The organism is Sulfurimonas sp. (assembly GCF_016744025.1).
In the GTDB taxonomy this organism is placed as follows: Bacteria; Campylobacterota; Campylobacteria; order Campylobacterales; family Sulfurimonadaceae; genus Sulfurimonas.
Genome location: NZ_JADGFC010000101.1, coordinates 1 through 9,816, shown reverse-complemented (window position 1 = coordinate 9,816; position 9,816 = coordinate 1). Strand labels below are relative to the sequence as shown.

Genomic DNA, 9,816 nt, shown 5'->3' with positions numbered 1-9,816 from the left:
GGTTTGAGTAAAAGCTTGAAGTTAAATTTAGTAGATTATTATTTGGTCAATTATCAAAAAAAGCGAGTTTTTAAACCCCCGTTTTTTTAATTAAGTCGCTCTTTCACAAAGTTTAGGTTTAGATGTAATTGCAGAAGGTGTTGAGACAAAGGCCCAAAAAGATTTTTTAATTGAAAATGGTTGTGAAAATATTCAAGGCTATTTTTACTCTAAAGCAATCCCTGTAAATAAAATGGAAGAATTTTTAAAAGATAAAAAGTTCGGACATAAGACTTAATTAAAAAGAATTATGCATTTTATTTACAGGGTTAATTTTACTCTTTGATTAACCTCTCAACCTTAGAATACATCTTCTCTAATTGCGTATGTCTATTTATCCCATGATGTAGCTCACTATGACAATTTGGACAAACAGCGATTGCATTTGATGCTTTATCTGAACCATCATCTACTAATGTTTTAAGATGGTGAATTTCCAAATAAGGAGAACCATCATCTTTTTCAAAAGGTGCCTTTTCATCACAACACTCACATATTCCATTAGCTTGCTTTAGTACCCATTCTTTAATCTTTGGGTCACGATGAATTTCAGTTTTTCTAACTTCATATTTATAAGGTGTTTGTGTACCCTCTGGGCAATCATCCGTATTTGACAATAAGTCATTTATATATATATTAAAATCATTAGGTATTGGATCTAGTTTATAATGAAATAAAGTAGGATATCCGTCATTTTATTTTGTAAATTCAGGCTCATAATTTTTTGCTTCTTCAATAATGTCTCTTTGAGAAACTTCTTTGATAAAGTTATAGCTTTTCGAATGATCAATGCTATATGCCCAGTCAAAATCTGGGTCATCTAATAGTCTTTTTCCTTCATTTAAATAGTATGCCCCAAAACATTTTTTTGTTCTTGTGTATGGTATTAGTAAATATCCAGCTAAGTCTGATGTATTATGGTTTACATTAAAAAACTCACCAATTTCATTTATCATTATGTCTTGAAAAAAGCTTAGAAAATCATCTGTTTCACTATCGTATTTAGACCATGAATACTTTTTCCCAGATAGTGGCTGTAATATGATCCCTTTAAATTCTTGTATTTTTATTTTATATCCTTTTTTTTTGTTTAACGTTTTTCATAAAGAGATTTACTTCTAGCATTAAGTAGTGTAGGTTTCTTAGATAAGAACTCATCTACAGCGATGGCACATTCACGTCCTTCATGGATGGCCCAAACTACTAGTGATTGACCTCTTCGCATATCTCCTGCACTAAAGACACCATCCACTGAAGTTGCATAGTTATTTGTATCTATATTACTTCTAGGGTCAGTATCTAAGTTAAGCTCTTCTATCATACCAGTTTGCTCAGGCCCTAAGAATCCCATAGCTAAGAATATAACGTCAGCTTTTAGTACAAACTCACTGCCTGCTACCTCGTTAAAGTTTCTTCCTTCCCATTCGATTTTTACACAATTGATGCCAGTTACATTTGCTGCTTCATCTTTGATAAATGATTTTGAGAGTATGTCATAGTCTAGAGTACAACCTTCTTCTTGTGAAGAAGATAGTTTAAATACTCTCGGGTATAGTGGCCATGGCATATCGTCAGTACGCTCTAGTGGAGCTTTTGACATTAGCTCTATTTGTATGATTGTCTGGGCCCCTTGACGAACAGAATTTCCAACACAGTCACTACCCGTATCACCACCACCGATAACTACTACATGTTTTCCAGTTGCAAGAATCTCTTTTTCTTTTGCAATCTCTTCACCTTCGATGCGAGAGTTACACTGAGATAAAAATTCCATTGCAAAGTGGATGTTGTTTGCATCTCTATTTTCTATAGGCAAGTCACGAGGAAGTGAAGCCCCACCACATAAAACTACTGCATCATACTTTTCTTGTAAAGATTTCAGAGGAATATCTACCCCTATATGAGAGTTTGGAATAAACTCTATTCCTTCTTTAGTCATTATATCTACACGACGTTGAACAACTTTTACTTTATCAAGTTTGAAGTTAGGGATACCATAACGAACAAGTCCACCTATACGCTTGTCTCTCTCATATACACTTACCATATGTCCAGCTTTATTTAACTGATTCGCAGCACTAAGACCAGCAGGACCAGAACCAACAACAGCAACTTTTTTACCTGTACATGCTTTTGGCATCTGAGCTTTCATCCAGCCTTCTTGGTATGCTTTTTCTATTATAGAGTACTCGATACCTTTGATGCTAACTGCATCGTCATTCAGACCAAGTACACATGCAGTCTCACAAGTTGCTGGACATACACGACCAGTGAACTCTGGAAAGTTGTTTGTACCCATTAGAGAGCGAAAAGCACTTTCCCATTCACCCTTATATATAAGGTCGTTAAACTGAGGAATAAGGTTACCTACTGGACAGCCGTAGTTACTATGACAAAATGGAATACCACAATCCATGCATCTAGCTACTTGAGTTTCTAGTTCTTCTTTACTTGAAATAGTTACAAATTCATTGTTATGTTTGACGCGTTCTTCAACTGGAGCAAGTGTAAAGTTTTGGCGTTTGTACTCTTTAAATCCTGTTACTTTTCCCATCTTACACCTCCTGCTTTTTGTTAGCTTGTTCTTGCAGAACTCTTTTGTAATCAACTGGCATAACTTTTATGAAGTTAGTTTTAGTAGTTTCCCAATTATCTAGTAATTCAGAAGCTTCTTTTGAAGAAGTGTATTTAAGATAATCTTCTATCATGCCTTTTAGTTCTGCTTCATCTGCATCTGTCTCAACTTTGTCAAGGTCAACACTACCATTGTTAATACGATTACAAAGATTATTGTCTTTGTCATATATATAAGCGATACCACCACTCATACCAGCTGCAAAGTTTTTACCAATCTCACCAAGAATTACTACACGTCCACCAGTCATATACTCACAACCATGATCGCCAATAGCACCAACAACAACTTTAGCACCTGAGTTACGAACCCCAAAACGCTCACCAGCAAGACCATAGATATAAGCCTCACCACTAGTTGCACCATATAAAGACACATTACCTAGGATTACATTTTCATTTGCTTCATAAGTAGCATTAAGAGGTGGGTAAAGGATAAGTTTACCACCACAAAGACCTTTACCGAAATAGTCGTTTGCATCTCCCTCTATTTCAAAAGTTATACCGCTTGTTACAAATGCACCAAAACTTTGACCACCACTTCCATTTGCTTTAAAGTAAATAGTATCTTCTGCTAAACCAGCCTCTCCATACTTACGAGTAACTTCTGCTGAGAGCATTGTTCCTACTGAACGGTTGATATTTCTGATTTTTATCTCTTGTTTTATAGCAACTGCATCTGCAATCGAAGGTCTAGCAAAATCTATAAGTTTATTATCAAGTGCTATATCAAGACCATGATCTTGCTTGGTTGTATTAAAAGCAGTATCATCACTTCTTAAGTGAACTCTGTGAAGAAGACGATCAAGTTGTAAGTGTTTAGCTTTCCAGTGAGTAACACCCTCGCGAGCTTTAAGTTTATCACTGCGACCAACCATCTCGTTGATAGTTTTAAATCCAAGCTCTGCCATTACTTCACGAAGTTCTTGTGCCATAAACTTAACATAGTTAACTATATGCTCAGGTTTACCTGTGTACTTAGCACGAAGCTCTTTATCTTGTGTAGCAATTCCAACTGGGCAAGTGTTAAGGTGACACTTACGCATCATTACACAGCCTTCAACTATAAGCGCAGCTGTGGCGATTCCCCACTCTTCAGCACCAAGCAGAGTAGCTATTGCAATATCACGACCAGTACGAAGTTGACCATCTGTTTGAACTACGATGCGAGAACGAAGACCATTTTTAACTAGAGTCTGGTGAGTCTCAGCAAGACCAAGTTCCCAAGGAAGACCAGCATGTTTGATAGAAGTTTGTGGAGATGCTCCAGTACCACCATCAAAACCTGAGATAAGCACAACATCAGAGTGAGCTTTTGCAACACCAGCGGCAATAGTACCAACACCAACTTCAGAAACAAGCTTAGTATTTATGCTAGCTTTAGTATTTGCATTTTTAAGGTCATGTATCAACTGCTTTAAATCTTCAATAGAGTAGATGTCATGATGTGGAGGAGGGGAAATAAGCCCAACACCAGGAGTCGAGTGACGAGTACGACCGATGATTTCATCTACCTTATGTCCTGGAAGTTGACCACCTTCACCTGGTTTTGCCCCTTGTGCTAGTTTTATCTGAATTTCCTCAGCATTTATAAGATAGTTCGCAGTTACTCCAAAACGTCCAGATGCAACTTGCTTTATCTTAGAGTTTTTCTCTGTTCCAAATCTAGCTGCATCTTCTCCACCTTCACCAGTATTACTTTTTGCTCCAATAGAGTTCATAGCAATAGCAAGAGTAGTATGTGCTTCTTCAGATATGGAACCGTAACTCATAGCTCCAGTTGCAAAACGAGTGATAATAGAATCAACCGATTCAACCTCGTCTATGTTTATAGGTGAGAGTTTTTTAAAGTCAAGAAGTGAACGAAGAGTTACATAAGCTTCTTGAGGTTCATTTATAAGTTTTGCGTACTGTTTATAAGTCTCATAGTTATTTGTCTTAGTTGAGTTTTGAAGTAGAAAAACTGTCTCAGGTGTGAAAAGATGATTTTCTCCACGTTGACGGTATGCAAAGTGACCACCAACAGGTAAGTCATTTGCTTCTATAATTTCTCTAGGATAAGCAATAGAGTGACAAAGAAGAGTCTCTTCTTCTATAGTATCTATATCAATTCCCTCAAGACGAGTAGGTGTTCCTTTGAAGTACTTATCTACCAAGTTTTGTGAAAGTCCAACAGCCTCAAATATTTGAGCACCAGTATAAGAACGTATTGTAGATATACCCATTTTGGACATAACTTTAAATATACCTTTTCCAATAGCAGTGATATAATTTTGAATAGCTTGATCATGAGTGATGTTGGCATCTATTAGTTTACGAGAACGCATATCTTCTATAGACTCAAATGCTAAGTAAGGGTTTATAGCATTAGCACCATAACCGATAAGAGTTGCAAAGTGATGGATTGCTCTTGCTTCACCAGTCTCTATTACAAGACCACAGTTTGTTCTAATACCTTGGGCAATTAGGTGATGGTGAACAGCACTTGTTGCCAAAAGAGTAGGGATAGCAGCTAACTCAGTAGAGATACCTCTAGTTGAGAGGATAATTACTTCATAACCTTCTCTAACTCCATCCGCCGCTTCTTTGATCACTGCATCTAGAGCTTCTTTCATAGCACCTTTTTTAGTTGAGTCAAAAAGTATATTTATTTTTTTAGAACGGAAGTTAAACTCATTTACACCATTTAGTTTTTCAAACTGCTCGTTTGTTAAAATTGGAGAATTTAGTTTAATAAACTTACGATCTTCATCGACTTCTTGGAAAAGATTTCCCTGTGGCCCTATGTAAGAGATAAGTGACATTACAGACTCTTCTCTTATGGGATCAATTGGAGGGTTTGTCACTTGAGCAAAAAGTTGATGAAAATAGTTATAAAGATTTATAGATGCATTTGATAGAACTGAGAGCGCTGCATCATTACCCATAGAACCTGTTGCTTCATAAGCTGTATTTGCCATTGGAGTAAGAATAATTTTTAAGTCTTCTTGTGTATATCCATAACATTTTTGACGTTGAAGTACTGTCTCATGGTTTGGTTGTTTTACTTCATTGTTTAGAGCTAAGTCGTCAAGGTTTATTTTTTGTTTGTCTATCCAATCAGCGTAGTTATGAACTCCAGAGATATTTGCTTTTATCTCATCATCACTGATAATACGACCTTGTTCTAAATCGGCTAAGAACATTTTTCCCGGTTGTAATCTACCTTTTAAAACTATGTCCTCAGTTGGAAATTCAAGAGCACCTTGCTCAGATGCCATAACTAAGATGTCATCTTTTGTAAGAAAATATCTAGAAGGGCGAAGACCATTTCTATCAAGCGTTGCACCAACAACTTTTCCATCTGTAAAAGCTACAGATGCAGGACCATCCCAAGGCTCCATAAATGTAGCATGATACTCATAAAATGCTTTTCGTTTTTCATCCATATCTTGGTCTTTCCAAGCTTCTGGAATCATCATCATCATAACATGAGCAAGTGGTCGACCACCAAGTGTTAAGAGCTCTATAACATTATCAAGAACTGAAGAATCTGAACCCTTAAATTCATTGATGAGGTAAGGGTATATTTTTTCTAGTTCATCTTCGCTAAATAGTTTTGACTTAAGCATAGATTGTCTTGCTCTCATCCAGTTTACATTTCCGCGAAGAGTATTAATCTCACCATTGTGCGCTATGTATCTAAATGGTTGAGCAAGTGGCCATGATGGGAAAGTATTTGTTGAGAAACGGCTGTGAACTAATGCGATTGCTGACTCATAGTCACTCTCACTTAAGTCTGCAAAATATAGAGGCAGTTGCTCAGTTATAAGCTGACCTTTATAAGAGATAGTTTTGTGTGACATAGATGGCATGTAAAAGTATTCAGTACCATGAATTGGAGAAGCAGTAACTTGAGCTTGAGCATATTTACGAATAACAAATAGTTTACGTTCAAAAGCCTCTGCATCTTCTAGCTCAGGGTTTCTTTTTACTATTACTTGCTGAACATATGGCTCAACTACTTTTACGCTTTGCCCTAAAGTAGCATTTGAAGTGGGAACTTTTCTCCAAGCTATGAGTTCTTGTCCTAACTCTTCGATACAGTTCTCAACTATAGCCTTACATTCTGCATAAGCTTGTGGATCTTTTGGTAAAAATACAACACCTACACCATAGTGAGAAAAATCTGGTAAATCTATGTTTTTTTCTTTTAAAACTCTTCGTAAAAACTTATCTGGCATCTGAGTAAGAATTCCAGCACCGTCACCAGAGTTTTTCTCAGCTCCAACTGCACCACGATGTTCAAGATTTGTAAGAAGTTCTATCCCCTTACTAACTATATTGTGAGAGGCTTTTCCCTTAAGGTGAGCAACAAAGCCAACACCACAAGCATCATGCTCAAACTCGGGGTCATATAGGCCTTCTCTCTTTGGTAAATACTCAGCTTTCATTCTTTCCCTTTTCCCAATAACTTACAGTAAATGTAATGATAATAATTTCTTAAAATAATATCTAAAGTAAGATTAAATGCTTATTCCATTTACACAAAGAAAATGAGTGAACATTCATTTTTTACAGCAGTTTTAACAAGTGCTTGTGATAGAATGCAGGCAAATAATTTCTTGTGGAGTTTTATGAATGTCAATTAGTGAAAAAGTACATTGGGATAATAGATATAAATTAGGAATAAGTAATATTGATACTCAGCATAAAAAGCTGTTTGAACTGGTCAATAGATTATTTGTTCTAGAAGACTCTGCAAATGTAAAAGAAGCATTAAGAGAAATTTTATATGAGTTTAGTGATTATATGAAGACTAATTTTAGTGACGAAGAAGAGTATATGTCATTGATAGATTTTCCTGAACTTCAAGAGCATAAAAAACTCCATCAGGAGATAGTAGATACTATTGCTCAGATTATATCTACACCGACAAAATTAAATATTATTAAGTCAAAAATGAAAGTTGTTGCAAAGCGTGCTTTGATTGATCATATAATGAATGAAGATACTAAGATAAAAATATTTTTATTGGAAAAAGAGATGGAAAATGTGTTTGATATATCAGATATCTAAAGAGTCTTATAAGCCTCTTCATCATAGATAACTACAGTTCCTGCAAAGAGGTCATGAAGACCTCTTTTATCACTTCTAAATGCCACCATTATAAAACCTATAAGAAGAGCTAAGGTAGAAACAATATATCCTACAGAACGAGTGATAGCTTGAGTATTGTTGATATCTTTAAGTGTATCGGCATCTACTATCTTAATATGAACAAATTTTTTACCTGGAGTCGCACCTTTGAATTTTTTCCAAAAAAGCATAGTAACAAGTAAAACTGCAACTTCAAAAAGTAGTTCCCATTTTAATGATGTTTGTGGTTGAGAAGCTAGAGCTTTACTTGCATTTCCACTCATAGCGTAGGCAATATTTTGTTGATATTGAGAGAAGTCAAACCAGTTGCCATCACTTAAAAAGTAGATGACTACAGCTACTGGTAGAGCTAGAAAGAGAGTGTCTAAAAATGAAGCAAAAAAGCGAATCCAAAAACCTGCATATCTTACTTCATTCATTAGTATTTTTCCTTGAAAAATATTCTACCTCGGAAAAGGTATGCTTTAGTGCCATAGCGGCTAGCGAAAGTATGATGGGCTTTTGCTCATCATACGGCAAAATTAAATGGACTATACGTGGTAGTTCGGTGCTTCTTGAGTAATGATAACATCGTGAACATGAGACTCTTTAAGTCCAGCACTTGTAATCTCAACAAACTCTGCTTTTTCCCAGAACATTTTAATATCTTCACTTCCACAATAACCCATAGATGCACGAAGTCCACCCATCATTTGGTGAACGATACCAGAGATAGAACCACGAAAAGGAACACGACCTTCGATTCCCTCAGGTACTAGTTTATCAGATGCAGTTCCATCTTGGAAATATCTATCAGTTGAACCTTTTTGCATGGCACCAATAGAACCCATACCACGGTATGATTTATATTGACGACCTTGGAACATGATAGTATCTCCTGGAGATTCTTCCGTTCCAGCTAGAAGTGAACCAGCCATAACACATGAAGCACCAACAGCTAAAGCTTTAGCAATCTCTCCAGAATACTTGATACCACCATCAGCGATAACAGGAACACCATGTGGACGAGCTGCCTGAGCACACTCATCAATCGCAGAAATCTGAGGAACACCAACACCAGCAACGATACGAGTTGTACAGATAGAACCAGGTCCTATACCAACTTTAACAGCGTCTGCCCCAGCTTTTATAAGTGCTTCAACAGCTTCAGCAGTTGCTATATTACCAGCGATAATATCTACTTCCATAGTCTCTTTAATCTTTTTAACAGTATCTAAAATACCTTTTGAATGTCCGTGAGCAGAGTCTAAAACTAAAACATCACAACCAGCATCCACAAGTGCTTTTGCACGGTCAAATTGACCAACACCGATAGCTGCTCCAACAATAAGTCTTCCAAAAGAGTCTTTGTTTGAGTTAGGATACTCGATACGTTTTTTGATATCTTTAATAGTAACAAGACCTTTCAAGAAACCTTCTTCGTCAATAATAGGAAGTTTCTCAATCTTGTTTTTATGCATTATCTCTCCAGCTTCATCAAGAGAGATACCTTTTGTTGCAGTAATAAGAGGCATTTTAGTCATAGTGTCACAAGCAAGTTTTCTCATATCTTTTTCAAATCTCATATCGCGATTTGTAAGAATACCTAGAAGTTTGTTGTGACCATCTACAACTGGAACACCAGAAATTTTGAATTCGCTCATAAGTTTTTCTGCATCTGCTAATGTTGCATCTGGGTGAACAAAAATAGGGTCTATAATAATTCCGCTTTCACTCTTTTTTACCTTAGTAATTTGTTTAGCTTGAGCTTCAATATCCATATTTTTATGAATGATACCGATACCACCAAGTCTAGCCATAGCGATAGCTGCTCTGTACTCAGTTACTGTATCCATTGCTGCTGAAACCATAGGAATCTTAAGAGATATGTTACGAGTCAGTTTTGTTTCTAATGATACTTCTTTTGGTAATACTTCAGAATATTGTGGTACTAATAGTACATCTTCAAATGTGAGGGCGCGTTTACGAATGTTCATGGTTATCCTTTGGTGCTAAGAATATAAC

At 36.3% G+C, this 9,816-nt stretch carries 7 protein-coding genes and 1 pseudogene; 2 read left to right on the top strand and 6 right to left on the bottom strand.

All coding sequences use genetic code 11. From position 1 onward, the window contains the following. Positions 1 to 106: 106 nt before the first annotated feature. Positions 107 to 277: pseudogene (locus QZZ48_RS12045) on the top strand (EAL domain-containing protein); the annotation flags it as partial. 37 nt (positions 278 to 314) lie between these two features. Here the strand turns inward: QZZ48_RS12045 and QZZ48_RS12040 are convergent. The 4 genes from QZZ48_RS12040 to gltB all read right to left on the bottom strand — a co-directional run bounded on the left by QZZ48_RS12040 (position 315) and on the right by gltB (position 7,106). Then, on the bottom strand, positions 315 to 656 hold the full coding sequence (locus tag QZZ48_RS12040; protein ID WP_294966181.1) for an HNH endonuclease: 342 nt from the start codon (positions 654 to 656) through the stop codon (positions 315 to 317). 78 nt (positions 657 to 734) lie between these two features. Then, positions 735 to 995, bottom strand: coding sequence for a hypothetical protein (locus tag QZZ48_RS12035; protein WP_294966179.1), 261 nt, complete (start codon positions 993 to 995; stop codon positions 735 to 737). A gap of 134 nt (positions 996 to 1,129) precedes the next feature. Continuing rightward, positions 1,130 to 2,593: a glutamate synthase subunit beta gene (locus QZZ48_RS12030; RefSeq protein ID WP_294966176.1), complete on the bottom strand. Its 1,464-nt coding sequence runs from the start codon at positions 2,591 to 2,593 to the stop codon at positions 1,130 to 1,132. Position 2,594: 1 nt separating this feature from the next. After that, positions 2,595 to 7,106, bottom strand: a complete 4,512-nt coding sequence (gene gltB, locus QZZ48_RS12025; RefSeq protein ID WP_294966173.1) for a glutamate synthase large subunit — start codon at positions 7,104 to 7,106, stop codon at positions 2,595 to 2,597. Positions 7,107 to 7,293: 187 nt separating this feature from the next. Between gltB and QZZ48_RS12020 the strand changes: the two genes are divergently transcribed. Beyond that, positions 7,294 to 7,731 (top strand): bacteriohemerythrin, encoded by a 438-nt coding sequence (locus QZZ48_RS12020; protein ID WP_294966170.1) that lies wholly within the window; start codon positions 7,294 to 7,296, stop codon positions 7,729 to 7,731. On the opposite strand, the gene QZZ48_RS12015 is transcribed toward QZZ48_RS12020, so the two are convergent. Continuing rightward, positions 7,728 to 8,231 carry an RDD family protein gene (locus QZZ48_RS12015; RefSeq protein ID WP_294966167.1) on the bottom strand — a complete coding sequence of 168 codons (504 nt, stop codon included), beginning with the start codon at positions 8,229 to 8,231 and terminating at the stop codon, positions 7,728 to 7,730. The two genes, QZZ48_RS12020 and QZZ48_RS12015, sit on opposite strands and share 4 nt — an antisense overlap. A 111-nt stretch (positions 8,232 to 8,342) precedes the next feature. Next, on the bottom strand, positions 8,343 to 9,788 hold the full coding sequence (gene guaB, locus QZZ48_RS12010) for an IMP dehydrogenase (RefSeq protein WP_294966164.1): 1,446 nt from the start codon (positions 9,786 to 9,788) through the stop codon (positions 8,343 to 8,345). Positions 9,789 to 9,816 lie beyond the last annotated feature (28 nt).

Excerpts from the sequence above, each read along its gene's own strand:
- QZZ48_RS12035 (WP_294966179.1), bottom strand. The coding sequence starts at position 995 with ATGATAAATGAAATTGGTGAGTTTTTTAATGTAAACCATAATACATCA.
- QZZ48_RS12030 (WP_294966176.1), bottom strand. The coding sequence starts at position 2,593 with ATGGGAAAAGTAACAGGATTTAAAGAGTACAAACGCCAAAACTTTACA.
- gltB (WP_294966173.1), bottom strand. The coding sequence starts at position 7,106 with ATGAAAGCTGAGTATTTACCAAAGAGAGAAGGCCTATATGACCCCGAG.
- QZZ48_RS12020 (WP_294966170.1), top strand. The coding sequence starts at position 7,294 with ATGTCAATTAGTGAAAAAGTACATTGGGATAATAGATATAAATTAGGA.
- QZZ48_RS12015 (WP_294966167.1), bottom strand. The coding sequence starts at position 8,231 with ATGAATGAAGTAAGATATGCAGGTTTTTGGATTCGCTTTTTTGCTTCA.
- guaB (WP_294966164.1), bottom strand. The coding sequence starts at position 9,788 with ATGAACATTCGTAAACGCGCCCTCACATTTGAAGATGTACTATTAGTA.